Source organism: Streptomyces sp. NPDC102360 (genome assembly GCF_044766085.1).
Classification (GTDB): Bacteria; Actinomycetota; Actinomycetes; order Streptomycetales; family Streptomycetaceae; genus Streptomyces.
This window is the reverse complement of the sequence record NZ_JBIWLG010000009.1, coordinates 104,140-129,591: the sequence shown is the minus strand read 5'-3', so window position 1 is coordinate 129,591 and position 25,452 is coordinate 104,140. Positions and strand designations below refer to the sequence as shown.

Genomic DNA, 25,452 nt, shown 5'->3' with positions numbered 1-25,452 from the left:
TTGCGGACCGTGCGCAGTCGCTCGGCAGAGCCGGTGGATCAGGGGGAGGCGTCGTGGACGAGTACGCGGGGCGGGTGCTCGCCGGCCGGTACCGGCTGCCGGTTCTCTCCTCGGACGCGTACGAGTCCCCGGCGGCCGAGACGCGGGCCTTCGACACGTACAGCGGGCAGGAAGTCCTCGTGCGGCAGGTGCCGTTGCCCGAGGTCGTCGAGGCGGAGGTCCTTGACGCGGACGGGCTGCCGGAGGGGTTCCGGCCCGACGGCGATACGGGGCGGGAGGCCGCCGAGCCTTCCGTGGCGCGCGCGGTTGAAGCGGTGCAGGCCGCCGCGCGGATCCCCGACCACCCCCGGCTCGACCAGGTCTTCGACGTGTTCGCCGAGGGCGGCTCGCTGTGGATCGTGAGCGAACTGGTGGCGGCGCGACCGCTGTCCGCGCTGCTCGCGCGTGGGCCGCTCAGTCCCTACCGGGCCGCCGAGGTCGCCGCCGACGTGCTCACCGCGCTGCGGGTGCTGCATGCGCACGGGTGGGTGCACAGGAACGTCACGGCGCGGACGGTGCTTGTCTGCGACGACGGGCGGGTGATGCTCACGGGGCTTGCCGTGGGGGCGGCGGAGGAGGCGTTGTGCGGGTATGACGTGGTGCCGCCGGTCGAGCGGGATGCGGACGAGGTGGAGTCCGTGGCCGTGGGGGCCGGTGGTGGGGCGGGGGCGGCTGTTGTGCCGGCTGCCCGGTGGAGTGAGCTGATATCCGGGGGTGACGACTCGGGGCTCCGCCCCGGGCCCCGCGCCTCAAACGCCGGCGGGGCTGGAATTGTTGACGACTCGGGGCTCCGCCCCGGACCTCGCGCCGCAAGCGCCGGCGGGGTTGGGTTTGGCGGCGGGGCTGTGATGGCCGAGCGAGCCCGTCAAGTACGCATGAACGTCGTCGGGCCCGTCACTGAGCGGTGGGCGCCCGAGCAGGCGTATCCGGTGCAGGAGAATTGGCAGTTGGCGGCGCCTGTTGGGCCGGCCACTGATTTGTGGGCGCTTGGGGCGTTGTTGTTCCGGGCCGTGCAGGGGCATGCGCCGTATCCGGAGGAGTCCACGCCCGAGCTGGTGCAGATGGTGTGCGCCGAGCCGCCCGCGTTCGCCGAGGAGTGCGGGCCCGTGCGCCCGGTCGTCGAGTCGCTGCTGCGCCAGGACCCCACCGAGCGGCTCGACATCGAGGAACTGCGCGGATGGCTGCGGTCGTTGGTGCGCTCCGCGCCGGAGCCGGAGGCCGGGGCGAACGTCATCCCCGCGCCCGCCTTCGACGCGGCCCGGCTGCCCGTCGTACGCCGCAGGGGAGAGCTCGTCCGCAAGCGCCGGGCGCGGGTTCCGGCCACCGGAGGGCAGCACGGCCGGCACAAGCGGGGCCGGGCCGTCGAGCGCGCGCCGCGGCCCGCGCGTGCGCCCCGTGCGCGGCGGCCGAGATCGCTCGGGCGCTGGCTGCTGGTGCTGATCCTGCTCGGGCTCGTGGGCGCCGTGGTGTACGCGATGGTGTTCATGCCGAAGGCGGGTCAGGGCACCGGTGCCGGGGCGGCGGGTACCCGGCAGGAGAATGCGGCCGGCGCGGCGCCCTCCGCCTCCTCGGACGACCGGGGCAAGCCGTCGTCGAAGCCGTCTCCGGAGCCGTCGAAGTCGGCCACATCGCCGGCGGGCAAGCGCAGTTCGACGCCTTCCTCCACCAAGCCGCAGTCCGATGTGGCCCCCGGTTTCGTGCTCCGTGAGGACGCCGCGGGATTCGAGGTGGCCGTCGCCAAGGGGTGGCAGCGGACGGGCAAGAACGGGCGGGGGCAGGTCGTGTACGCGCACGGCGCCTTCGAGCTGATCGTCGTCCCTGGGCGCGACTCCACGGCGACGTTCGGCAAAGACCCGATGAGGTACCAGCGTGAGGACGAGCGGGAGTTGCAGCCGTTCAGGGACTCCACCTGGGCCACGTCGAGCGGCATGAAGAGCATCGACGTCGGCGGACGGACCATGGCCGAGGGGCAGTTCACCTGGCAGGGCTCCGACGGGCGTGAGATGTACGTCCGCAATCTCGCGATGGTGATCGGCGGCAAGTACCACGTGGTGCAGGTGCGCGGCCCGGAGGCGGAGCGGGACGAGGTCACGCGGCTGTACCAGCAGGCGTACTCGACGTACCGCTACGGTGGTTGAGCCCGCTCGCCCCAGCGGTTGAGCGCGCGACAAAGCGTCACAGTGCGGTCTCTGTGGGACCCCGGCTGTTCCTTGTGTGCCGCCTGATCCCTAGTGTGAACCGGGTCGACACAGTAGCGGGGAAACGTGAATCAGATGCAGGGCGAGGTCCTCGCCGGGCGGTATCGGCTCGGTGAATCCATAGGACGCGGCGGCATGGGCCGGGTGTGGCGCGCGCACGACGAGGTGCTGCACAGGACTGTCGCCGTGAAGGAGCTGACGGCTGCCCAGTGGGTGGCCGAGGCGGACCGGGCCGTCCTGCTCGAGCGTACGCGGACGGAGGCGCGCGCCGCCGCCCGGATCAACCACCCCGCCGTCGTCACCGTGCACGACGTCCTTGAGCACGACGACCGGCCGTGGATCGTCATGGAGTTGGTGGAGGGGCGGTCCCTCGCCGATGCCGTCAAGGAGGACGGGCGGGTCGCGCCCGCCGAGGCCGCCCGGATAGGTCTGTGGACGCTGCGGGCGCTGCGCGCCGCGCACACCGCCGGTGTGATGCACCGGGACGTGAAGCCCGGCAATGTGCTGCTCGCCGGCAACGGGCAGGTCAAACTGACGGACTTCGGCATCGCCCAGGTCGAGGGCGACTCCACCATCACGCGGACCGGCGAGATAGTCGGCTCCGTCGACTACCTCGCGCCCGAGCGGGTACGCGGCTCCGATTTCGGCCCCGCCGCCGACCTGTGGGCGCTCGGCGCGACGCTCTACACCGCCGTGGAGGGGCTCTCCCCGTTCCGGCGTACGTCGCCGATCGCCACGATGCAGGCCGTCGTCGAGGACGAGCCGGAGGCACTGGAGAACGCCGGGGCGATCGGGCCCGTCATAGGCGCGCTGCTCAGCAAGGACCCGGCTGCCCGGCCCACCGCCGACGAGGCGGAGGTGATGCTCGCGGAGGCGGCGGAGGGGCGTCGGGCGAACGCGGCGCAGGCGTATGTGCCGACGCAGGTGCATGTGCCGGCGGCGCGTGGTTCGGCGGGGTACGGGGCGGCGGCGTACGGGGCGGCGGGGGATGTGGCCGGGCAGCCGACCGTGACGATTCGGGACACCGGTCCTGCGTCGCGGGGCTCTGCCCCGGGCCCCGCGCCTCAATCGCCGGCGGGGCTGGCATCGGCTGGGCTTGATGTGCCCCCGGCCCCCGTCGCGAAGACGCGGCGGTGGCCGAAGGTGCTTGCTGCGGTTCTGGCTGCCGCGCTCATCGGCGGTGGAGGGGCGCTGGGTGCCATGTACTACATCGATCAGCGTGCCGCCGACAGCAGCAGTAGCAGTGCGGGGGCGGATCAGGGGTCCGGGAGCAAGGAAGAGACGGTCCCCAAGGACGGGGCGATTCCCGACAGTTGGGTGCGGCGGGACGACGTCGAGGGGTTCAGCCTGATGCTGCCGCCCAGCTGGAAGCGGCAGCAGGAGGGCTCGCAGATCGACTACACGCCCGACGGCGGGCAGCGGTTCCTCCGGATCGCCATCGACAAGGCCTCCGACTGGAAGGACTCGTACCAGCACCAGTTGGACCTGGAGAAGGGGCTGCGGCCCAAGCTGCCGGACTACCAGCGGGTGCTGTTGCAGTCGAACATGTTCCGGGACCAGACCGGTTCGCTGTGGGAGTTCACCTGGACCGCCGGGACGCAGGACACGACGTCCGGGCCGCGGCACGCCATCGAGCAGACCTACCGGGCGCACGACGGCACGGAGTACGCCATCTATCTGTCCGTCCCCGAGTCGGACTGGCCCGACGCGCGACAGCAGTTCGACGCGATGCTGCGCGGGTGGGAGCCTCCACAGGATTGACCAGGTGAGGGCCCCTGGCCGGAACCGTGCAGTCCCGGTGAACAAGCGTGCGGCATGATGGGGCGCATGGGGACCGAGGGGGACAACGCCCGTGTGATCGCCGGGCGTTACCGGCTGGAGGCCAGAATCGGCCGTGGCGGCATGGGTGTCGTCTGGCGGGCCTCCGACACCTTGCTGGGCCGCCAGGTCGCCGTCAAGGAACTCGCCGTCGACGAGACGCTCTCGGAGGACGAGGCCGACCAGCAGCGGGAGCGGATGCTGCGCGAGGCGCAGGCCGTGGCCCAGCTCCGGCACCCGAACGTGATCGTCGTGCACGACGTGGTGCTGTACGAGGAACACCCGTACATCGTCATGGACCTGGTGGGCGGCGACTCGCTCGCCGAGCGCATCGCCAGGGAAGGCTCCGTCGAACCCCTGGAGGCCGCCCGGATCGGGCTCGCGCTGCTCGCCGCGCTGCGCGTCGCCCACGCCGCGGGCGTGCTGCACCGGGACCTGAAGCCCGCGAACGTACTCCTGGAGAGCTCGACGGGCCGGGTCGTCCTCACCGACTTCGGGATCGCCCAGGTCGAGGGCGCCACCACGCTCACCGAGAACGGCGGGTTCGTCGGCTCGCCCGAGTACACGGCGCCGGAGCGGATGCAGGGGGACCGGGCCGGGGCAGGGGCCGACCTGTGGTCGCTCGGGGCGCTGCTCTGCGCGGCCATGAGCGGCGAATCCCCGTTCCGCCGGGACTCGTTGGGCGGCATCCTGCACGCCGTCGTCTACGAGGAGATCAGACCGCCCGAGGAGGCCGAGCCGCTGCTCCCGGTGATCTGCGGACTGCTGGAGCGGGACCCCGCGCGCCGGATGAACCTGGACGAGGCCGAGCGGCTGCTGCGCGCGTACGTCGCCACCGGGGCGACGCCGCAGCCCGCGATCCCCATCCCGCTCGTGCCGCGGGTGCTCTACACCCCGACGCAGGCCAACGTGCCGACGGCGCGGCGCAGACGTGTCGTGTCGACCCGGGCGCTGCTCGTCGCGGCCGCGCTCGTGGCCGCGCTCGCGGGGGCCGGGGTCGCCACCGCGGTGCTGCTGGCCGGGGACAACGGCAAGACGCCCGCGCCACCGCCGACGACCACCGTCTCCGCGTCGACCGGTACGCCATCGGCCTCCGGCTCGCCGACTCCCACGGTCACCGTGACCCGGCCGGGGACCCGTACGCCGGACGCAGGGCCCCCGCAGGGCTATCGCACGGTCGCGGACCCCGAGGGCTTCCGGATCGCGGTGCCCGAGGGGTTCACGCGCTCCGTGGACGGGCCGCGGATCTTCTACATGTCGCCCGGGGGGACCTACCGCATCGGCATCAAGGTGGGGCGCGCGCAGAGCGGCGGCCCCGGCGCCGTGCAGCGGCGTTCCGACGCCGAGGGGCCGAAGAACAATCCGGGTTACCGCGCCGCCAAGGTCACCGACACCTCGCACAACGGGCACGACGCCGCGCTGTGGGAGTTCACCTGGGACGGGTTCAGCGCCTCCGAGGGCGCTCGGCGCACCGTCGACCTGTGCTGGGAGGAGGGCGGCCGGTTGTACGACGTGTGGGTGTCGGCCCCCGTCGGCGACACCGCCCGAGCACGCGCCCACTTCGACGCGGCGGTCGACACCTTCGCGGTGCGGGGACGGTAGCTCGCATCAGCGTGGTCACAACTCCGTGCTCCCAGTGGTCCCGGGCGTGTCCCGCACGGTACTGATGGACCCATGAGTGACAACGGGGGACCCGCACACGGCCCGAACGATCCCACCAGCTTCGCCCTGCGACCGCCGCAGCAGCCGTACGCGCCGCACCCCGGCAACCCGTACGCCCAGCCCCCGCAGGTCCCGCTCCCGCCGCAGTCCCAACCGCCGCAGCCGCAGCCCACGCAGGTCGTGGCCGAGCAGCAGGACCCGGGCGCGGGCCGCCTCGTGGCCGGGCGCTACCGGCTGCTGAGCAAGCTGGGCCACGGCGGCATGGGCACGGTGTGGCGGGCGAAGGACGAGACGGTGGACCGCGAGGTGGCGGTCAAGGAGCCGCGGCTGCCGGACCACCTGCCGGAACGGGAGCGGGCCAACGCCTTCGAGCGGATGCGCCGCGAGGCCCGCGCCGCGGCCCGGCTCGACCACCCCTCCGTCGTGAACGTGCACGACGTCGCGGTCGAGGACGGCCGGCCGTGGATCGTCATGGAGTTCGTGCAGGGACGCTCGCTCGGCGCCGCCCTCCAGGAGGGCACGCTCGGCGTCCGGGAGGCCTCCCGTATCGGCCTCGAAGTGCTCGGCGCCCTGGAGGCCGCGCACGCCGCGGGGATCCTGCACCGCGACGTGAAGCCGGACAACGTGATGCTCGGCCGCCACGACCGCGTGATCCTCACCGACTTCGGCATCGCCCAGATCGAGGGCGAGACGAATCTGACCGACACCGGCGGCTTCGTCGGCTCGCCCGAGTTCATCGCCCCGGAGCGGGTCCTTGGGCAGCGCCCGGGTCCCGCCTCCGATCTGTGGTCGCTCGGCGTCGTGCTGTACGCGGCGACCGAGGGTGTGTCCCCGTTCCGCCGCAACAACACGCCCGCCACGCTCCAGTCCGTGCTCAACGCGACACCGGCCGCGCCCGCCGCCGCGCAGGGCCCGCTGGCCGACGCCATCAACGGGCTGCTGCAGAAGGACCCGGCCCGCCGGCCCAACGCGGCGCAGGTGCGCGTCCTCCTGGAGAAGGCCGCCGAGCCCCCGTCCCAGGCGCCCACCCAGGTCGTCCGGATCGGCTCGGCACAGGGCGGCCTGCGCCTGGGCCGCAAGACCCTCCTGGGCATCGGCGCGGGCGTCGTGGTGGCGGCCGTCGCCGCGTACCTGGTCGTCGCGAACCCGTTCGCGGGGCCGCTGCCTGACGGGTGGAAGGAGTTCGAGGCGGGGGCGCCGCTGGACGCGACCCTCGGGCTGCCGGACTCGTACATCCCGATCCCGGACGAGGACGACAAGTCGGTGATGACGTACGCGGATCCGAGCGGCGCGATCACCGTGAACCTGTCGCGCGCGGACCACAAGGACAAGGTGGCCGACATCGCGAGCACGGCCGACGCCGAGGCCTCCAAGGACTCCGAGGACATCAAGGGCGGCACGTTCAGCGGCGCCGGGGCGTCGATGTCGAGCGACACCAAGAGCACCAGCGAGACCGACTCCAACGTCACGTACCAGGACCGCGACGCCGCGCTCAACACGATCACGTACGGCGTGCGAAGCATCGGCACGGACTTCGACAAGGACGTGCCGCGCGAGGCGAAGGCCTTCTACTACAAGACCAAGGCAGGCGACATGTACCGGCTGTGGGTCGACTATCCGGGCAAGGGAGACTTCACCGAGCGCGGTCGCGAGGTCGCCAAGGGTGCCATCGACAACCTGAGTGTCAAGAAGCTCTGAACTTGCGTTCGTTGGCGGCAAAGCCCTGATCAGCGGCTTTGCTGCCAGCGATCACTGGCGCGGTGTGTGCAGTCGGTGAAACCTGTTACCGACGGGTACCGAAAGCGGGCGCCCGGACCTACGCTCGCCCGTATGACCCAGTCGCAGGCCACCCCCGAGCACGTGGCAGAGAAGACCCGCACGAACCCGGTCGCGGCCGCCCCCGAGGGCGCCCGCACGGCCGTCGACGTGGTCACGCCCGACCTGATCGCCCGCCTCACGCGGGACGTGGTCGGCTCGGGGCGGACGGCGAACCACACGCCGTTCACCGGCGAGAAGCTGGCCGACCTGCCGGAGTCCACGCCCGAGGACGTCGCCACCGCCTTCGAGCGGGCCCGCGCCGCCCAGGAGGTCTGGGCGAAGACGCCGGTCCGCAAGCGTGCCGCCGTCCTGCTGCGCTTCCACGACCTGGTGCTCGCCCGCCAGGCCGAGGTGCTCGACCTGATCCAGCTGGAGACCGGCAAGGCCCGCCTGCACGCGCACGAAGAGGTGCAGGCCGTCACGGTCGCCGCCCGGCACTACGGCCGCAAGGCGCCGTCGTACCTGAAGCCCAAGGGGCACACGGGCGCGGTCCCGACGCTGACCAAGGTCACCGAGCTGCGCCAGCCGCGCGGTGTCGTCGGCCAGATCGCGCCGTGGAACTACCCCCTTGAGCTGTCGGTGGGCGACGCGCTCCCCGCCTTCGTCGCGGGCAACGCCGTCGTCATGAAGCCCGACACGGAGACCTGCCTGACCGCCCTGTGGGCGCGCGACCTGCTGATCGAGGCGGGCCTGCCGTCCGAGGTCTTCCAGGTCGTACTCGGCGAGGGGCCGGTCGTCGGCCCCGAGCTGGTCAAGCACGCCGACTACGTCTCGTTCACCGGCTCGACCCGCACGGGTCGCGAGGTCGCGCAGGGCGCCGCCGCCCGTCTCGTCGGCGTCTCCCTCGAACTGGGCGGCAAGAACGCCATGCTCGTCCTTGAGGACGCCGACGTGGAGAAGGCCGCGGCCGGCGCGGTCCGCGCCTGCTTCTCCTCGGCCGGTCAACTGTGCATCTCCATCGAGCGGTTGTACGTCCACGAGTCCATCGCCGACGCGTTCGTGGCCCGGTTCGCCGCCCGCACCAAGGGGATGCGACTCGGCCGCTCCCTCGCGTACGGAGCGGAGATGGGCTCGCTCGTCGGGGAGCGGCAGCTGGAGACGGTGACGCGGCACGTCGACGAGGCCGTCGCGAAGGGCGCCACGCTCGTCGCGGGCGGCGCCGCGCGCCCCGACATCGGCCCGTACTTCTTCGAGCCGACGATCCTCGACGGCGTCGAGGCCCCGATGGCGGTCTGCAACGAGGAGACCTTCGGCCCGGTCGTCTCGATCTACCGCTTCAGCGACGAGGACGAGGCGATCTCGCTCGCCAACTCGACGGCGTACGGCCTGAATTCCTCGGTCTGGACGAAGAGCGCCAAGCGCGGCCACGAGGTCGCGGCCCGCCTCCGTACCGGCACCGTGAACATCAATGAGGGGTACGCCCCCGCGTACGGCAGCGTGCAGTCGCCCATGGGCGGCATGAAGGAGTCCGGCCTCGGCCGCCGGCACGGCTCCGAGGGAATCCTCAAGTACACCGAGGCCCAGACCGTCGCCCACCAGCGCGTCATGCCGATGGCCCCGTCGTTCGGCATGGACGACGAGGCGTACGCGAAGTTCATGAGCGTGAGCCTGTCGGTGATGAAGAAGTTCCGCCTGAAGTAGCCATCGGCCGCCCCACCGTTCAAAGTTCAAAGGAGAACGCATACGTGACGCAGGACGGCTACGACTACGACGTGGTGGTCATCGGCTCCGGCTTCGGCGGATCCGTGTCCGCCCTCCGGCTCGCCGAAAAGGGTTACAAGGTAGGGGTCCTGGAAGCGGGCCGCCGCTTCACCCCGGACACCCTCCCCAAGAACTCCTGGGACCTGAAGAACTACCTCTGGGCGCCCAAACTCGGCATGTACGGCATCCAGCGCATCCATCTGCTCGGGAATGTCATGGTCCTGGCAGGCGCGGGGGTCGGCGGCGGTTCGCTGAACTACGCCAACACCCTCTACGTGCCGCCGAAGCCGTTCTTCGAGGACCCGCAGTGGGCGCACATCACGGACTGGCAGGAGGAGTTGAAGCCGTATTACGACCAGGCGCAGCGCATGCTCGGCGTACGGCTCAACCCGACGATGAGCCCCGCCGACGTGCACCTGAAGGCGGCGGCCGAGTCGATGGGTATCGGCGACACCTTCCACCTGGCGCCGGTCGGTGTCTTCTTCGGCGACGGCAAGGACGCCGAGGGCGAGTCGAGGGCGGCCCCCGGCACGCGGGTCGAGGACCCGTACTTCGGCGGCGCGGGCCCCGCCCGCAAGGCGTGCACCGAGTGCGGCGAGTGCATGACGGGCTGCCGGCACGGCGCGAAGAACACCCTCAACGAGAACTACCTGTACCTCGCCGAGAAGGCGGGCGCCGTCGTCCACCCGATGACGTCGGTGGTCTCGGTGACGGACGACTCGCAGGGCGGATACGCGATCGCGACACTGCCCACGGACGACAAGAAGGCGGCCGGCCGGACCTTCACCGCGCCCAAGGTGATCGTCGCGGCGGGCACCTACGGCACGCAGACCCTCCTGCACCGCATGAAGGCGAGCGGCCAACTGCCGTACCTGTCCGAGAAGCTGGGCGAGCTGACCCGCACCAACTCCGAGGCCCTCGTCGGCTCGCAGACCACGAACCGCCGCTACAAGAAGAAGCACGGCGTCGCGAAGGTCGACTTCACCAAGGGCGTCGCCATCACGTCCTCGATCCACCCGGACGCGAACACGCACATCGAGCCGGTCCGCTACGGCAAGGGCTCGAACTCGATGGGCGGCCTGTCGGTCCTCCAGGTCCCGTACGCGGAGGGCTCGTCGCGGGTCGCCGGCTGGCTGGCGAACGTGGTCAAGCACCCGACCCTGATGGTCCGTTCGCTCTCCAACCGCCGCTGGTCGGAGAAGACCATCATCGGTCTCGTCATGCAGTCCCTCGACAACTCGCTGACCACGCATCTGAAGGCGGACGGCGTCGGCAAGGGGCTGCTCACCGCGCGGCAGGGGCACGGCGCCCCCAACCCCAAGCAGATCAAGGCGGCGACCGAGGGCGCCACGGCGATCGCGGCGGAGATCAACGGTTTCGCGGGCTCCAACGTCGGCGAGCTGATCGGCACCCCGCTGACCGCCCACTTCCTGGGCGGCTGCCCGATCGGCGACTCGGCCGAGACCGGCGTGATCGACGCGTACCACCGGGTCTACGGCCACCCCGGCATCTCCGTCGTCGACGGCGCCGCCGTCACCGCCAACCTCGGCGTGAACCCGTCCCTGACGATCACGGCGCAGGCCGAGCGGGCCCTGTCGTACTGGCCGAACAAGGGCGAGGAGGACACCCGCCCGGAGGTCGGCTCGGCGTACCGGCGGCTCGCGCCCGTCGAGCCGAGGAACCCGGCGGTCCCGGCGGAGGCCTTCGGCGCGCTGAAGCTCCCGCTCCTCGCGGTGCCGGAGGTGCCGCCGAAGCAGGGCATGAGCAAGCGGGGCGACAAGGAGCCGTCGCAGTCCAGTTGACCCTTGTGGCGATACGAGAAGGACCCGCACCCCCCTCCGAGTGCGGGTCCTTCCCGTACGTACGGATGGCTACGCCTCGTTGCTCACCGTGCGGCGACGTACGGCGTACATGACCGCACCGCCCGCCACGACGCGGAGGCCGACGCGGTGGCTGTGGCTGTGGCCGTGGCTGTGGGCTTCGGCGAACCCGTGTGGCCGCCGACCGGCGGCACATGGCCGGGGGCCGACTCGTCCTCGTACGCGAACGAGAACGCGTACACCTGCGCCCGCGCCGACGCGAAGTCCTGGTCGGTCATGTTCGTGACGCGGAACGTGAAGCCGTGCCACCCGGAACCGGCGACGATCTTCGACGGGAGCCCTCGCAGCTCGGCGAGGGGGCCGGGGCTGTCCTCGCCCGCGGTGCACTCCTCGGAAGGCTCGGCCTTGAGCGCGCGACGAAGTTTCATCGGGTCCTCAGAGGCTGGGATGTTCCGCTGAAGTGACCCGCGATGGCCGGAAAGGGTTGTACGGGAGGCCGGTCGGCCCCGGGCGTCCCCGAGGCCGACCGTTCTCTGGTGTGACCGGGCTGCTGTCCCCTGCCGTCCGGTCACTTGTCTGGAGCGAGGTCCCACGACGTACGGCATGACCGATACGTCTCAACGCTCCAGCGGAGCCACGCGTGGTTCGATCGGCCCGCCCCTGGCTGGCACGGACACCGGGACCAACGAAGCCTGTGCCAACGGGTCACGCGCCGTATGGGTGAGGACGCAACCGAACTGAGGTGCCCCGCCGGCCGGAGCCGGTCAGACCCGGCCCCGGCACAGTTCGAGCAGCGTCATGGCAAGCGAGGTGCCGGGCCTGCCGAGCGCGTCCCTGTAGCGCCCGAGCACCTCGTTCTCGCGCGACAGGTTCACCCGCCGCCCGCCCGAGGCGATCCGCGCCTCCTGGACGACGGCGGAGACGGCCATGCGTTCCTGGACGAGGCCGATGATCCGGTCGTCGAGCGCGTCGATGCGCTCGCGGGCGCCGGAGATGACCTCGGTGGTGGTGTCGGTGGTGGTCATGAAGGGCTCCTCGGGTGTGGTGGGGGAGCCCCGAATCGACGAGTCCCGGAAACGCCAGACGCCCCGGGCCTTGTCGGCCCGGGGCGTCTGGTGAATTCGCTTGTCAGTAACTCAAGCAGCACGACCATGACACCCGGCGAGCCGGCTGCCATAGCTAAAGACGAAGGTCGTGAGCGAGAACATGCGGACATCATAGCCCCCGCCGCTCACATCAAGCCCGCACTTTGGACGAGAGCCCGCGGGGTCCGGGGGCAGAGCCCCGTGGCCGCAACCACGGCTGCCGCACCCGGTAGAATCGGCCCCACGACCCCCCGCTAAGCCGCCGGAAGGCAACCCGTGTCATCAGCGACCTCCGCTGCCGCCGCCCCCGACACCGTCCTGGTCGTCGACTTCGGTGCGCAGTACGCCCAGCTCATCGCCCGCCGCGTCCGTGAGGCCCGGGTCTACAGCGAGATCGTCCCGAGCACCATGCCGGTCGACGAGATGCTCGCCAAGAACCCGGCGGCGATCATCCTCTCCGGCGGCCCCTCGTCGGTCTACGCGGAGGGCGCCCCGAGCCTGGACCGCGCGATCTTCGAGGCCGGCGTCCCCGTCTTCGGTATGTGCTACGGCTTCCAGCTGATGGCCACGACCCTCGGCGGCACCGTCGACGACAACGGCGCCCGCGAGTACGGCCGCACCCCGCTCTCCGTGTCGAAGGGCGACTCGACGCTCTTCGAGGGCACCCCCACCGAGCAGCCCGTGTGGATGTCGCACGGCGACGCCTGCTCCGCGGCGCCCGAGGGCTTCACCGTCACCGCGTCCACGGACGTCGTACCGGTCGCGGCCTTCGAGAACGACGAGAAGAAGCTGTACGGGGTCCAGTACCACCCCGAGGTCATGCACTCGACGCACGGCCAGCAGGTCCTGGAGCACTTCCTGTACCGCGGCGCCGGCATCGAGCCGAGCTGGACGACCGGCAGCATCGTCGAGGAGCAGGTCGCCGCGATCCGCGCCCAGGTCGGCGACAAGCGCGCGATCTGCGGCCTGTCCGGCGGCGTGGACTCCGCGGTCGCCGCGGCTCTCGTCCAGAAGGCCATCGGCTCGCAGCTGACCTGCGTGTACGTCGACCACGGCCTGATGCGCAAGGGCGAGACCGAGCAGGTCGAGAAGGACTTCGTGGCCGCGACCGGCGCGAACCTCAAGGTCGTCGACGCGTCCGAGCGGTTCCTGAACGCGCTCGCCGGGGTCTCCGACCCCGAGGAGAAGCGCAAGATCATCGGCCGCGAGTTCATCCGCGTCTTCGAGCAGGCCCAGCTGGAGATCCTCCAGGAGGACGGCCCCGAGGTCGCGTTCCTCGTGCAGGGCACGCTCTACCCGGACGTCGTCGAGTCCGGTGGCGGCACCGGCACCGCGAACATCAAGTCGCACCACAATGTCGGCGGGCTGCCCGACGACATCGAGTTCGAGCTCGTCGAGCCGCTGCGCCAGCTCTTCAAGGACGAGGTCCGCGCGGTCGGCGCCGAGCTGGGCCTGCCGGACGAGATCGTCCAGCGCCAGCCGTTCCCCGGCCCCGGCCTCGGCATCCGCATCGTCGGAGAGGTCACCAAGGACCGCCTCGACCTGCTCCGCGAGGCCGACGCCATCGCCCGCGAGGAGCTGACCACGGCCGGCCTCGACCGCGAGATCTGGCAGTGCCCGGTCGTCCTGCTCGCGGACGTCCGCAGCGTCGGCGTTCAGGGCGATGGCCGCACGTACGGCCACCCGATCGTCCTGCGCCCCGTCTCGTCCGAGGACGCCATGACGGCGGACTGGACGCGGATGCCGTACGACGTGCTCTCGAAGATCTCGACGCGGATCACGAACGAGGTCAAGGACGTCAACCGGGTCGTGCTCGACGTGACGTCGAAGCCCCCGGGCACCATCGAGTGGGAGTAGTCCTGTGAAAGTGCCGTCCACCTTCGGGTGGGCGGCACTTTCGCTTGCGTCGCCTACGACCGCTTCATCACCCGGACCCCCTCTCCCGACGCCCCCCGGCCGGTGTCCCCGCGCGTTTCGCCGCATTCTTTTCACACATCGGCCCTGTCACCCTGCGGTTCGCGGAGGTACCTTCCGCACCATGTCGACGCAGAACCCCGCCCCGATACCCCACGACCAGCTCCAGTTCGCGATGCCGCCGCAGCACGAGACGTACGCCGACGAGCGCAGGTACCGCAAGGAGCGGCTGGCGGGCGCCCTGCGCGTCTTCGGCCGGTTCGGATACGAGGAAGGGGTCTCCGGGCACATCACCGCCCGCGACCCGGAGTACGACGACTGCTACTGGGTCAACCCGTTCGGCGTGCCCTTCAAGCACGTCACGGTGAGCGACCTCGTGCTCGCCAACGGGGACGGGCAGGTCGTGGACGGCCGCTTCCACGTCAACCAGGCCGCCTTCACCACGCACGTCGCGGTGCACCGGGCCCGCCCCGAGGTGGTCGCGGTCGCGCACTGCCACTCCACGTACGGCCGCGCCGTGGCCGCGCTCGGCGAACTGGTCGAGCCGATCACGCAGGAGGCCTGCGCGTTCTACGAGGACCACGCGCTGCTCGACGAGTACACGGGCGTCGGCGTGGACCCGGAGGAGGGCAAGCGGATCGCCGTCGCCCTCGCCTCGCACAAGGCGCTCGTGCTGCGCAACCACGGGCTGCTCACGGTGGGCGACTCGGTGGACGCGGCGGCCTGGTGGTTCATCGCCCTGGAGCGGGCCTGCGAGGTGCAGCTGGCGGCACGCTCGGCAGGGCGTCCGGTGCTGATCGACCGGCGGCAGGCGATGGCGACCCGCGAGCAGACGGGCAGCGACCTCGTGGGCTGGATCAATTATCAGAGCCTGTGGCAGGACATCACGCGCAGCGAGCCGGACCTGCTGTCGTAACTGTCGGCACTGTCGTCACTCCCGTGGGCAGCCGGTGATCACCGGAAGTCGCGCAGCACCGCCCGTTTCGTCCTCGCGAATTCCTCGTCCGTGAGTACGTGCCCGCGGTGCAGCTCGCCCAGCTCCCGCAGGCGCCGCAGCAGCACGTCGTGGTCGGCCTGCCGGGGCAGCAGCGGGGGTGTGCCGCGGGGCGCCGAGGGGTGCGGGAGGCGGGCCGTGACCGCTGCGGCGACGAGGGCGGTCAGCAGGTCCTTGCGGGCGTTGCCCCAGAGGTCGAGGGCGTACGGGTCCTTCTCCGCCGGCAGCTTGGAGTGCGAGGAGCCCTTGGAGTACGGGGAGCCCTTGGGGACGAAGCGCAGCACCCCGTCCTCGTAACCGGAGTTGGGTACCCACTCGACCTCGTCGAGGTCGTCGAGCGCGATGACGCGGGGGCCCGTGGAGCGCTTCACCCGGTCCGAGGTCTCGCTCCAGTCGATGCGGACCCGGCTGCCGTCGAAGGAGACGAGGCCGTCGCTGGAGCGCACCGAGACCGGCACGGCGGGCCCCGGTACGAGGTACGAATCGGCGGGGCCCGGCGGGAGTTGTTCGAGCAGCAGGGCCTGCCGGATCTCCTCGGCGACGTATTCGGCGACCCCTGAGCGGTCCGCGTCGACCGTGAGCCGGTACGGGTCGGCGGTGTCCGGGAGGCGGCCGCCGGTCGCCTGGAGCAGCGGGTCCGCGGCCTCGCGCAGGGTGAGGCGGAGGCGGCCGCGTCTGCGCTCGGGTTCGTAGGCGACGCCGGCGACGGCGGTGAGCGGCACGTCGATCTCGCCGTAGGTCTGCCGCAGCAGGGCGACCGACCGGTGCAGACCTGGGGTGATGCGGACCATGGTCCCGTCGAAGGCCCAGGTTCCGTCACGCTGGATGATCTCGGCCATACGGAAATTCTCGCAGCGACGTCAATACTCCGGTCAATGCAGGTCAAAGCCGTTCACCCGTGCGGGGTGGGCCCGTGCGAGGTTCACGCCCCCGGCGTGCGGCACAATTCCCCTTCAAGGTGCGGAAGTTGACGAGGGTGGGGCGGCGGCAGTGGCGGTGCAGGAAGCGCGGAACGACCGGACGGCGCACGAGGGCGGGTGCACCTGCGGCGACTGTCCGCGGGGGGCGCGCGAGGGGCATCGCAGGGCCGTCGCCCGATTCGCGGCGAAGCGGGACGAGTTGGCGGCGGGGCAGGGGCTGCCCGCGGCCGTCGCGCACTCGGCCGGGGCGTCGCGGCAGTGGATCTCCGACGAACTCACGCAGTCCGCGCGGGCGATGGCCGACCGCGGCCGCGAAGAAGGCGTCGCCTGGTTCACCCGGCTGTGGCCGCGCACGCTGTACGTGGTGTGGGGCGGCGGGTGCGCGCTGCTGATCGGCCAGTCGCTCACCGCGATCGGCGCCGGCTGGACCGCCGCCCGCACGGCGGGGCTCGTGGCCGCGCTTGTGGTGGCCGGGCTGCTCACCGCGGCCGGGTATCTGCACCGGGCGCGCGGCGGTCTGCTCGCGCCGCTGATCGGCGAGGACAACCGCCTGTCGACCTCGCGCGCGGTGGCGTGCGGCGTCCTCCTGCTGGTGGTGTACGCCGTCCTGGTACTCGCGGGTGAACTGGCGCTCGCGGCCGGCCCCGCGCACCGTGACGCCCTCATCGACGGGCTCGAACTCGGCCGTGGCGCCGGCCTGTTGACCGTACTGGCCGTGGTCTGCGCGGTCGCCGTGCTCGTCCGGCGGGTGGTCGGGGTCCGTGTCGGCGGGCAGCGGCTTCAGAAGCTGCGGGCGCCCCGACCGCGCGCCGCCGACCTGCTCACCGACGACTCCGGGCGCGGCAGCTTCACCGACGTCCAGTACGTCGCCGTGGGTGCGGCAGCCGTCGTCTGGGCGGCCGTCCGCCTCGCCCGCCGCCCCGACCAGCTGCCGGACCTGCCGTGGTCCCTCGCGGTCCTGGTGGGCGTGTCCGCGGCGACGTATCTCGCCGGCAAGTACGCGGAGGGCGGCCGGCCGGCGATCCTGTCCGTGGTGCGGGCGCGGGAGGCCGGCGACCTGGACGCGCCGATCCGTACCGGCGACGACATCGAGATCCGTGGCTCCGGATTCGTGCCGCCCGGCGCGGGCGCCGTGGACCAGCTCGCGCGGGTCGCCGTGCGGATCGGCCCGGTCCACGTCCATGTGCCGCTCGTCCCGGTCCCCGGCGGCTTCACCAACCCGACCGACGCCCTGCTCACCGTGCCGGTCCCGGTGGACGTCGAGCCGGGGCGGGTCGAGGTGCAGGTGATCACCGCGGCGGGCGTCGAGACGAACCGGTGCGGGATCGACGTGGTCGATTGAGGCGGCCGAACGGCTTCAGCGCTGAGCCGGGGCGTGCTCTCGTACGTATGGTCAGGTAAAGACACCAGGCGCGAGAGGCGCGCGAGAGGCGGCGGAGCGGCTATGGCGCACAGCATGCGATCCGACCTGACCACGAACTACGGCCCGCCACGGGGCGACTGGCGCGAGACGGCGCAGCGGTACGCCCTCGTGCCGCTGCGCGTCTTCCTCGGCGTCACGTTCATCTACGCCGCCCTCGACAAGCTCACCGACAGCGCGTTCTTCAAGGCCAGTGGGGGCGGCTCGATCGGTGACCAGATGCGGGGTGTGCGGGACACGTCCGCGATCCCGGAGCTCGTCGACCTCGCGCTGAGGTCACCGGCCGGGTTCGGCTACGCGATTGCCTTCGGCGAGCTGGTGGTCGGGATCGGCACGCTGCTCGGGGTTCTCGCGCGGCTCGCGGCGGTCGGCGGGGCGCTGATCTCGTTGAGCCTGTGGCTGACGGTGAGCTGGGCGACGGAGCCGTACTACCTCGGGAACGACTTGGCGTACCTGATGGCGTGGCTCCCCCTGGTCCTGGCGGGGGCGGCGGTGTGGTCGATCGATTCGTGGTGGCGCGGCCGGAGGCTGAGGTCGCCCGAGTACTGACCCGAACGCCACCTACGCCTCGGGGCTCTGCCCCGGGCCCCGCGCCTCAATCGCCGCAGGGGCTTGATGTGTGCCGACGGTTGGATCATCCGAGTCCGGCGGGGTCGGATTATTTGAGCCCCTGCGGCGATTGAGCAGCGGGGTCCGGGGCGGAGCCCCGGGGGCGGGAGGTCATCCGCCGGACCGTGCCCACGACCGCCGCCAGGCACAGCCCTCCGCACACCAGCGGAATCCCCACGAACCACGGCGCGTCCCACGCGCCCCCCGCATCGCCGACGTACACGACCGCCGTCGCCAACAACACCAGCCCGGCCACCAGCCGCCCCGGATGAAATTCACGCCGCACGATCCACCTCCACCTGTCCGAGCCCGACCTCGACATGCAACTCGATCGTGCCGGAGGCCTCCGCGCCGTCCTTCGAGCCCGGCGGCGTGAGCGTCACGGTCTGTTGCTGGTCCGGGCGGATGTCGATGTCGCGCGACGGGTCGTCGGGCAGCCGGATGTCCCCTACGCCGACCTCCGCCCGCAATCGCGCCGTCTCGTCCGCGGGCAGCACGATCCGGAGCTTGCCCGCGCCCACCTCCACATGCGTCGCGAGGGTCTTTCCCTCGGCCACCGACACCTTGGAGAGGTCGAGCGTGCCGACGCCCGAGCCCAGTTCGTAGTGCGGCCGAACAGCCGCCGCGCGCGCGGGCGTCCAGTCGGCACGGGCCCACTGCGTGCTGATGTTCCCGGGCAGCGCGGCGGACGCCGTGAGCAGGCCCGCCGTGATCAGCGCGAGCAGGATCGAGCCGACCCCGGTGCGGCCGCGGAACGCGCTCACCGCGATGCCGAGGCCGAACACGGCGAGCGCACAGGCGAGTCCGGTCTGGAGGCTGACGTCGAGGGTGCGCTCGTCCCACGTCACTCCCGTGCCGATGCCGCCCGCGATCAGCGCGCCGAGGAACGTGAGCGCGCCGATGCCGCGCGGCCCGGCCGGCCGCGGTGGCGCGGCGGGCCCGGCGGCGACGGGCCCGCGCCAGGAGCCGAACCGCGCCGCCGCCGGGCGCTCCTCGGTGCCCGCGGGACCCCAGAGGTAGCCGGTGCCGCCCTCGTGCGTGCCGTCCTTCACGATCGGGTCGCGCCACCACGAGGGCCCACGCGCGACCGGCGGCGCCTGCGCCTCCGGCGGCGCGTCCGCGACGGCCTGGGCGGCCACCGGGTCCGGATCGGCGGTGCGCCGCGCCTGCGACCAGTAGCCGGCGCCTGCGAGCAGCAGCGCGAGCACGACGGCGAAGGTCAGCGCGCCCCCGTTGTTCAGCATGGAGAGGAACACCCCGCAGCCGACGAGCGCGGTGACGATCGCGGCGAGGCCAGGACCGTCCACCCGCCCCGTGAGGAGCTTGCGGAACTCGTTCTCGTCCTCGTACGGGACGAACAGCCACGCGAAGCCGTAGAAGATCAGCCCGACGCCGCCGGTCACCGAGAGCACCGAGAGGCCGATGCGGAAGATCACCGGGTCCATGTCGCAGTGCCGGCCGAGCCCCGCGCACACCCCGCCCAGCGTCTTGTACCGCCGGTCCCTGCGGAAGCCGCGCAGCGGCCGTGGTGACCTCGCGTCTTCAGGGGGTGCGTCGTGCGGGGACGCGTCGTGAAGGGGCTGCTCCGTCATACGTACATCGTGACGGCCGGGGCCCGCTCGCGGCAGCCGGGACAACCCTGGACGAACCCTGAGATCGCCCCTGAGGCACCCGTGTCACCCGCGGCCACGGCCCCCGGCCCGACGAGTCACCGACCCCGGCCCGAAGAGTCACTGCCCCGGCCCGAAGATCAGGGAAGTATCCGGGCCGAACCCTGATGCCCGGCCCCGTGCGGCGTGTGACGATCGGTGGCATGCCGGAAGCAGCGCCCGCCCCTCTCGCAGGGAACCGAGACGACCCGCGGCCGCCGCGCAAGCTCTACCGCAGCAGCGACGGACGCTGGCTGGGCGGAGTGGCGCGGGGCCTCGCGGGGCATCTCGGGCTGCCGGTGATCTGGGTGCGCCTGGTCTTCGTGGGCCTGTTCATGGCGGACGGGCTCGGGGCGCTGCTGTACGCGGCGTTCTGGTTCTTCGTGCCGCTGGGCGTGGGCGGCGTCGGCGCGGACCGGCCGCCCGTCCTCAGCACGGAGACGTCCACCGACGGCCGCCGCAGGCTGGTGACGCGCAAGCCGGACAAGGGCCAGATCCTCGCCCTGCTCCTGATGGTCGTCGTAGCGATGATCTTCGTGGAGAACGTGAACCTGACCGGCAACACCAAGGCGTATCTGATCCCCACCGTGCTCGTCGCGGCGGGCGTCGCGCTCGTCTGGCGGCAGGCCGACAACGCGCGCAGGGCCCGCTGGATGGAGGTCGGCCGCCGCCGGCGCACGCTGAGCCTGGCGCGCGCGGGCTCCGGGGTGCTGCTCGTCGGCGCGGGCGTCACCGGCATCTTCGTCACGCAGGGCGCCACCGAGCACATCGGCCCGATTCTCCAGGCGGCGCTCGCCGTCCTCGTGGGCATCGCACTCCTCGCGGGCCCCTACCTGATCCGGATGACGCAGGACCTTTCCGAGGAACGCCTGATGCGCATCCGTGCACAGGAGCGGGCGGAGGTCGCGGCCCATGTGCACGACTCGGTCCTGCACACCCTCACCCTGATCCAGCGGGGCGCGGACAACCCGGCCGAGGTGCGCCGCCTCGCCCGCGCCCAGGAACGCGACCTGCGCGCGTGGCTCTACAAGCCGGCGGCCGCGGAGAACCCGCAGGAGCCGGAGACGGTGGCGGAGGCGGTGAAGCGCAACGCGGCCGAGGTCGAGGACAAGCACGGGGTCCCGCTGGAGGTCGTGGTGGTGGGCGACACCCCGCTCGACGAGCAGTTGTCGGCACAGATGCAGGCCGCGAGGGAAGCGATGGTGAACGCCGCCAAGTACGGTGGCACGGGCGGCGCCGTCCAGGTGTACGCGGAGGTCGAGGGGGACGTCGACGGGGACATGGTCTTCGTCTCCGTACGCGACCGGGGCCCCGGCTTCGACCTCGATTCCATCCCGCCCGACCGCATGGGCGTAAGAGAATCGATCATCGGCCGAATGGAACGCAACGGCGGGACGGCCCGGCTGCGGGCGGTGCCGGACGGCGGCACGGAGGTCGAACTGACCATGAAGAGGGCGGAAGGGACGTCATGACCGACGAGGCAGCTCAGACACGACGGGTACGAGTGGTCCTGGTCGACGACCACCGGATGTTCCGCACCGGCGTCCAGGCGGAGATCGGCCGCACCGAGGAGACGGGCGTCGAGGTGGTCGGCGAGGCCGCCGACGTCGACCAGGCGGTCACGGTGATCACGGCGACGCGGCCCGAGGTGGTCCTCCTCGACGTGCACCTCCCCGGCGGCGGCGGCGTCGAAGTGCTGCGCCGCAGCGCCCAGATGATGGCGGACGCGGAGAACCCGGTGCGCTTCCTGGCCCTGTCGGTGTCGGACGCGGCGGAGGACGTGATCGGCGTGATCCGTGGCGGCGCCCGCGGCTACGTCACGAAGACGATCACCGGCACGGACCTCGTCAACTCCATCTTCCGTGTCCAGGAGGGCGACGCGGTGTTCTCGCCGAGGCTCGCGGGTTTCGTCCTGGACGCCTTCGCCTCCACCGACGCGCCGCCGGTGGACGAGGACCTGGACCGCCTCACACAGCGCGAGCGCGAGGTCCTGCGCCTCATCGCGCGCGGTTACGCGTACAAGGAGATCGCCAAGCAGCTCTTCATCTCCGTCAAGACGGTGGAGTCGCACGTCTCGGCGGTGCTCCGCAAGCTCCAGCTCTCGAACCGGCACGAGCTGACGCGGTGGGCGACGGCGCGACGACTGGTGTGAGCGCCGGCCGGCCGGGGCGAAATCCGTTTGGGCGGGAGGCATCCGCTGTGCCTCAATGGACCCCATGATGTCCGCCGACCGCCTTCTCGCCTTCGCGGCGATGTCCTTGCTGCTGATCGTCATCCCAGGGCCGAGCGTGATCTTCGTCGTCGGCCGGGCCCTCGCCCAGGGCCGCCGCGCGGCGCTGACGACGGTCGTGGGGAACGCGCTCGGGGCGTACGTCCTCGTGATCGCCGTGGCCCTCGGTATCGGCTCGCTCGTCGAGCGTTCGGTGGCCATCTTCATGACGCTGAAGCTGGTGGGCGCGGCGTACCTGATCTATCTGGGCATCAAGGCGATACGGGGGCGGCGTTCGCTGCGCGCGGTGTTCGAGGAGGAACGGGGCGCGGCGGGCACCACCACCCTGCGCACCCTCAGGGAGGGCTTCGTGGTGGGCGTGGCGAACCCCAAGACGATCGTCTTCTTCGCGGCGGTGCTGCCCCAGTTCGTCGACCGGGAGGCGGGGCACACGGTGCTCCAAATGCTGCTCCTGGGCCTGGTGTTCAGCGTCATCGCGATCGCCTCCGACAGCCTCTGGGGCCTCGTCGCGTCCACGGCCCGCACCTGGTTCGCCCGCTCTCCGCGCCGCCTCGCTGCGGTCGGCGGCGCCGGCGGCCTCGCGATGGTGGGCCTCGGCGTGACGGTGGCGGCCACGGGGCGGGCGGACTGAGAAGCGTCGGGCGTCCGGCAGGATCACGCCACCCGTGTCGCCCCCGCGAAGGGCATCTCGTCGATCGGGGCCACCCGGACCGGTGCGCTCGGGTTCGGGGCGTGGATCATCTTGCCGTCGCCGATGTAGAGGCCCACGTGGCTGATCGAGGAGTAGAAGAAGACCAGATCGCCGGGTTGGAGCCGGGACTTCGGGATGCGCGGGCCCGCGTCGATCTGGGCGTACGTCGTGCGGGGGATTGAGACCCCGGCCGCCTTGTACGCGGCCTGCGTCAGGCCCGAGCAGTCGAAGGCGGAGGGGCCGGTGGCGCCCCATACGTAGGGGCTGCCCAGGGCGCCGTACGCGAAGGAGACCGCGGCCTTGGCACGGGAGTTGGTGGCCTGGGAGAGGTCGGCGCGTTCCGCCGAGCGCGAGGCGTGTCCGCTCTGCGTGGCGGTGGGCGTGCGCTTCTCAGGGGTGAGGCGGTCGAGGAGGCGGCGTGCCTCCGCGAGTTTTCGCTTCACCTTCTTCTTGTTGTCCTCCAACTCGGCCTTCTTGGCGCGGAGTTCGGAGAGTGTGCCGTCGGCGTCGCCGCGCAGCTGGTCGATCTCGCGGAGTTCGCCCTGTACGCGGGTGACCGAGGCGGCCTGCCGGGCGCCGATGCGCTCCGTGAGGGACGCCTTGTCGAGGTAGGCGTCGGGGGAGGAGGAGAGGAGCAGCTGGACCGACGGGTCCACGCCTCCGGTGCGGTACTCGGAGGCCGCCACCGAACCCAGCTTCTCGCGCTCGGAGTTGAGGGATTCGGTGCGCCGGGACGCCTCGTCCTGGAGCGCGTCCACCTTCTTCCGCGCCCCGTCCGCCTTCTCCTTCGCCCCGTTGTACTTCTGGGTGGCGACCTCCGCCTCCTGGTACAGCTTGTCGACCTTGGCCCGCACCTGGGTGGGGCTGAGCTCGGGCTCCGCGTGCGCCGCCCCGCCGTCGAGGGCGGTGACGGTGGCCGCGGAGGCGAGGGCGAGGGTGGCCGCGGTGCGGCCCGTGCCACCGCTGAGCGAACGCGGTCGGGGCTTGCGGTGCGCTGCCGGCACAAGGTCCTCCTCTGGGCGGCCGTCCGAAACGCACGGCCCCCGGTCGCGCGTCCGGCGGCGGCCCGCACAGGGGGAGCGGGTCGCCGCCGGACCTTTCTCGGCGGGGGTGTCCGACTGCCGCCCCTGGTTCGGGCGGCGGTGGGGAGCCGGTCACCTGAGCAAGGACGCTAAACCTCGGCGTAACGGGTTGGTGGCCGATTGTTCGCAACTGGCCCATTTGTTACGGGCGGTGGCAGAGAGTGACAGCCGGGCCTCCGAAGTGGCCCGAAACGGGCCCAAGTAGGCTCCGGCCCCATGGACGTACTCATCAACCTCTTCGTCGGTCTGCACATCATCGGCATCGCCTCGCTGCTCGGCGGCTTCCTCACGCAGATGTCGGCGATGAAGGAGGGCGCGGCCCGCTTCAACAAGGCGATGCTGCACGGCGCGCTGACGATGCTGGTGACCGGCGTCGCCCTGGTCGGCCTCAACCAGGCCGACGGCTCCACCGTGAACAACATCAAGATCGGCGTGAAGCTCGCGGTCCTGATCGTGATCCTCGGCATCGTCTATGTGAAGCGGGACGAGGAGAAGGCGGAGAAGGGCCTGTTCGCGACGGTCGGCGCGCTCACCGTCGCGAACATCTTCATCGCGGTGCTCTGGACCTGATCACAGGCGTCACAGGCGTCACAGGCGTCACCGACGGGGCTCAGGCAGGCCGCACCACGCTGTGGATCGACGACGTGCCGTCGTAGTAGATCGACTCCTCGCGCACCACCGCGCCCGGCTTCGGCGCGTGCACCATCATGCCGTCGCCCATGTAGAGGCCCACGTGGCTGATGTCGTCGTAGAAGAACACCAGGTCACCGGGTTGGATATCGGAGAGCGGCACCGTCTTGCCGATCTCGACCTGGTCCCAGGTCGTCCGCGGCAGCGAGATCCCCGCGGACTTCCACGCCGCCTGCGTCAGACCCGAGCAGTCGTACGAGTCCGGTCCCGTGGCACCCCACACGTACGGCTTGCCCTCCTGCGCCTTGGCGAACGCGAGCGCCTGCGCGGCCTTGGTGGCGTACGAGGCGTCCGATGAGCCCGCCGAGCCGGTGGAGGAGCCCGAGGAACCGGAGGACTGCCCCTGCTCCTTCGCCTCCTCGGCCGCCTTCCGCTTCGCCGCCTCCGCGGCCTTCTGCTCGGCGGCCAGCTCGGCGGCCTTCTTGCGGGCCGCCTCCTCCTTGGCCTTCTCGATCGCGGCGAGCCGCGCCTTCTCCTCGGCGGTCAGCTTGGACAGCAGCTGACGCGCGTCGGAGAGCTTCGTCTGGACGGTCTCCTTCGAGGACCTCAGCTCGGCCTGCGAGTCGGTGAGGTCCTCGAGGCTCGACTGGGCCTCGGTGCGCTTCTTCGCGGTCTCGCGTGTCTGCTTCTGATAGTCGTCGATCGACTTCTTCTGCTCGTCGGTCAGCCGGCTCATCAGCTGGCGCTGCGAGAAGTAGTCCTCCGGGTCGTCCGCGAGGAACATGGTCGCGGTGTCGCTCACACTGCCCGAGCGGTACTGCTCGGCGGCGTACCTGCCGAGCTTCTGGCGGGCCGTGTTCATGTCCTCGGTGCGCTGCGCGACATCGTCGAGGAGCTTGTCGACCTGGTGCTTCTTGGAGTCGGTCCGTTCCTTGGCGCCGTTGTACTTCTGGGTGGCGACCTCGGCCTGCCGGTACAGGGTGTCGACCTTCTGCTGGACCTCTTCGAGACGCGGCTTCGACGACGGCTGCGCGGGCGCGGCCTGCGCCGTCTGCGAGAGCAGGGCCACGGACGTGAGGGCGGCGGTCGTGATGCCGACCGCCGGGGTCGTGCGAAGGCCGCCGGTCATCCGGGAACGGCTGCGGGGCTTGCGGTGCGACGCCAAGGCAGGC

The 25,452-nt window shown here is 71.6% G+C and carries 21 protein-coding genes; 14 read left to right on the top strand and 7 right to left on the bottom strand.

Translation table 11 applies throughout. The features are described from left to right. The first annotated feature begins 53 nt into the window (after nt 1–53). The 6 genes from ACIRHA_RS30105 (at nt 54) to ACIRHA_RS30080 (ending at nt 11,038) form a co-directional block, all read left to right on the top strand. Complete coding sequence (locus ACIRHA_RS30105) at nt 54–2,177, top strand: protein kinase (protein ID WP_403852444.1); 2,124 nt, start codon at nt 54–56, stop codon at nt 2,175–2,177. 135 nt (nt 2,178–2,312) lie between these two features. Beyond that, entirely contained in the window at nt 2,313–3,998 is a 1,686-nt protein-coding gene (locus ACIRHA_RS30100; RefSeq protein WP_403852871.1) for a serine/threonine-protein kinase, read from the top strand. Between the two features lie 66 nt (nt 3,999–4,064). After that, nucleotides 4,065–5,657, top strand: a complete 1,593-nt coding sequence (locus ACIRHA_RS30095) for a serine/threonine-protein kinase (protein ID WP_403852441.1) — start codon at nt 4,065–4,067, stop codon at nt 5,655–5,657. Between the two features lie 72 nt (nt 5,658–5,729). Continuing rightward, on the top strand, nt 5,730–7,415 hold the full coding sequence (locus ACIRHA_RS30090) for a serine/threonine-protein kinase (protein WP_403852438.1): 1,686 nt from the start codon (nt 5,730–5,732) through the stop codon (nt 7,413–7,415). 132 nt (nt 7,416–7,547) lie between these two features. Then, nucleotides 7,548–9,176 carry a succinic semialdehyde dehydrogenase gene (locus tag ACIRHA_RS30085; protein WP_403852435.1) on the top strand — a complete coding sequence of 543 codons (1,629 nt, stop codon included), beginning with the start codon at nt 7,548–7,550 and terminating at the stop codon, nt 9,174–9,176. A gap of 44 nt (nt 9,177–9,220) precedes the next feature. After that, nucleotides 9,221–11,038 (top strand): GMC oxidoreductase, encoded by a 1,818-nt coding sequence (locus tag ACIRHA_RS30080; RefSeq protein ID WP_403852432.1) that lies wholly within the window; start codon nt 9,221–9,223, stop codon nt 11,036–11,038. Between the two features lie 83 nt (nt 11,039–11,121). Here ACIRHA_RS30080 and ACIRHA_RS30075 read toward each other — a convergent pair whose 3' ends face one another. Continuing rightward, complete coding sequence (locus tag ACIRHA_RS30075; protein ID WP_403852429.1) at nt 11,122–11,484, bottom strand: hypothetical protein; 363 nt, start codon at nt 11,482–11,484, stop codon at nt 11,122–11,124. Nucleotides 11,485–11,820: 336 nt separating this feature from the next. Continuing rightward, nucleotides 11,821–12,081 (bottom strand): chorismate mutase, encoded by a 261-nt coding sequence (locus ACIRHA_RS30070; RefSeq protein ID WP_403852426.1) that lies wholly within the window; start codon nt 12,079–12,081, stop codon nt 11,821–11,823. A gap of 336 nt (nt 12,082–12,417) precedes the next feature. Between ACIRHA_RS30070 and guaA the strand changes: the two genes are divergently transcribed. Next, nucleotides 12,418–13,998: a glutamine-hydrolyzing GMP synthase gene (gene guaA, locus ACIRHA_RS30065; protein WP_403852424.1), complete on the top strand. Its 1,581-nt coding sequence runs from the start codon at nt 12,418–12,420 to the stop codon at nt 13,996–13,998. Between the two features lie 181 nt (nt 13,999–14,179). Then, nucleotides 14,180–14,971 (top strand): class II aldolase/adducin family protein, encoded by a 792-nt coding sequence (locus ACIRHA_RS30060; RefSeq protein WP_403852421.1) that lies wholly within the window; start codon nt 14,180–14,182, stop codon nt 14,969–14,971. A gap of 38 nt (nt 14,972–15,009) precedes the next feature. Here ACIRHA_RS30060 and ACIRHA_RS30055 read toward each other — a convergent pair whose 3' ends face one another. Then, a complete protein-coding gene (locus ACIRHA_RS30055) occupies nt 15,010–15,888 on the bottom strand; it encodes a DUF4429 domain-containing protein (protein WP_403852418.1) in 879 nt (292 codons plus the stop codon). A 151-nt stretch (nt 15,889–16,039) separates the two neighbouring features. Here ACIRHA_RS30055 and ACIRHA_RS30050 point away from each other — a divergent pair, with 151 nt between their 5' ends. After that, the gene (locus tag ACIRHA_RS30050) at nt 16,040–17,311 is read left to right on the top strand and encodes a hypothetical protein (protein ID WP_403852416.1); all 1,272 of its coding nucleotides are present in this window, start codon (nt 16,040–16,042) and stop codon (nt 17,309–17,311) included. Nucleotides 17,312–17,413: 102 nt separating this feature from the next. Further along, on the top strand, nt 17,414–17,938 hold the full coding sequence (locus ACIRHA_RS30045; protein WP_403852414.1) for a DoxX family protein: 525 nt from the start codon (nt 17,414–17,416) through the stop codon (nt 17,936–17,938). 109 nt (nt 17,939–18,047) lie between these two features. Here the strand turns inward: ACIRHA_RS30045 and ACIRHA_RS30040 are convergent, their stop codons facing one another. Together ACIRHA_RS30040 and ACIRHA_RS30035 are read right to left on the bottom strand one after the other, a co-directional pair. After that, nucleotides 18,048–18,284, bottom strand: coding sequence for a hypothetical protein (locus ACIRHA_RS30040; protein WP_403852412.1), 237 nt, complete (start codon nt 18,282–18,284; stop codon nt 18,048–18,050). After that, a complete protein-coding gene (locus ACIRHA_RS30035) occupies nt 18,274–19,590 on the bottom strand; it encodes a PspC domain-containing protein (RefSeq protein WP_403852409.1) in 1,317 nt (438 codons plus the stop codon). Before ACIRHA_RS30035 ends, ACIRHA_RS30040 begins: the two co-directional genes overlap by 11 nt. Nucleotides 19,591–19,811: 221 nt before the next feature. On the opposite strand from ACIRHA_RS30035, the gene ACIRHA_RS30030 reads away from it, so the two are divergent. From ACIRHA_RS30030 to ACIRHA_RS30020, 3 genes are all read left to right on the top strand, one after another. Further along, nucleotides 19,812–21,119 (top strand): PspC domain-containing protein, encoded by a 1,308-nt coding sequence (locus ACIRHA_RS30030; protein WP_403852407.1) that lies wholly within the window; start codon nt 19,812–19,814, stop codon nt 21,117–21,119. Further along, complete coding sequence (locus ACIRHA_RS30025) at nt 21,116–21,799, top strand: LuxR C-terminal-related transcriptional regulator (protein WP_389270347.1); 684 nt, start codon at nt 21,116–21,118, stop codon at nt 21,797–21,799. The genes ACIRHA_RS30030 and ACIRHA_RS30025 overlap by 4 nt, the downstream gene beginning before the upstream one ends. 64 nt (nt 21,800–21,863) lie before the next feature. After that, the gene (locus ACIRHA_RS30020) at nt 21,864–22,508 is read left to right on the top strand and encodes a LysE family translocator (RefSeq protein ID WP_403852869.1); all 645 of its coding nucleotides are present in this window, start codon (nt 21,864–21,866) and stop codon (nt 22,506–22,508) included. A 23-nt stretch (nt 22,509–22,531) separates the two neighbouring features. Here ACIRHA_RS30020 and ACIRHA_RS30015 read toward each other — a convergent pair whose 3' ends face one another. Then, a complete protein-coding gene (locus tag ACIRHA_RS30015; protein ID WP_403852404.1) occupies nt 22,532–23,572 on the bottom strand; it encodes an NlpC/P60 family protein in 1,041 nt (346 codons plus the stop codon). Nucleotides 23,573–23,866: 294 nt separating this feature from the next. On the opposite strand from ACIRHA_RS30015, the gene ACIRHA_RS30010 reads away from it, so the two are divergent. Then, nucleotides 23,867–24,220 (top strand): hypothetical protein, encoded by a 354-nt coding sequence (locus ACIRHA_RS30010; RefSeq protein WP_403852401.1) that lies wholly within the window; start codon nt 23,867–23,869, stop codon nt 24,218–24,220. Nucleotides 24,221–24,260: 40 nt separating this feature from the next. On the opposite strand, the gene ACIRHA_RS30005 is transcribed toward ACIRHA_RS30010, so the two are convergent. After that, nucleotides 24,261–25,445, bottom strand: coding sequence for an NlpC/P60 family protein (locus ACIRHA_RS30005; RefSeq protein WP_403852398.1), 1,185 nt, complete (start codon nt 25,443–25,445; stop codon nt 24,261–24,263). Between the last annotated feature and the right edge of the window lie 7 nt (nt 25,446–25,452).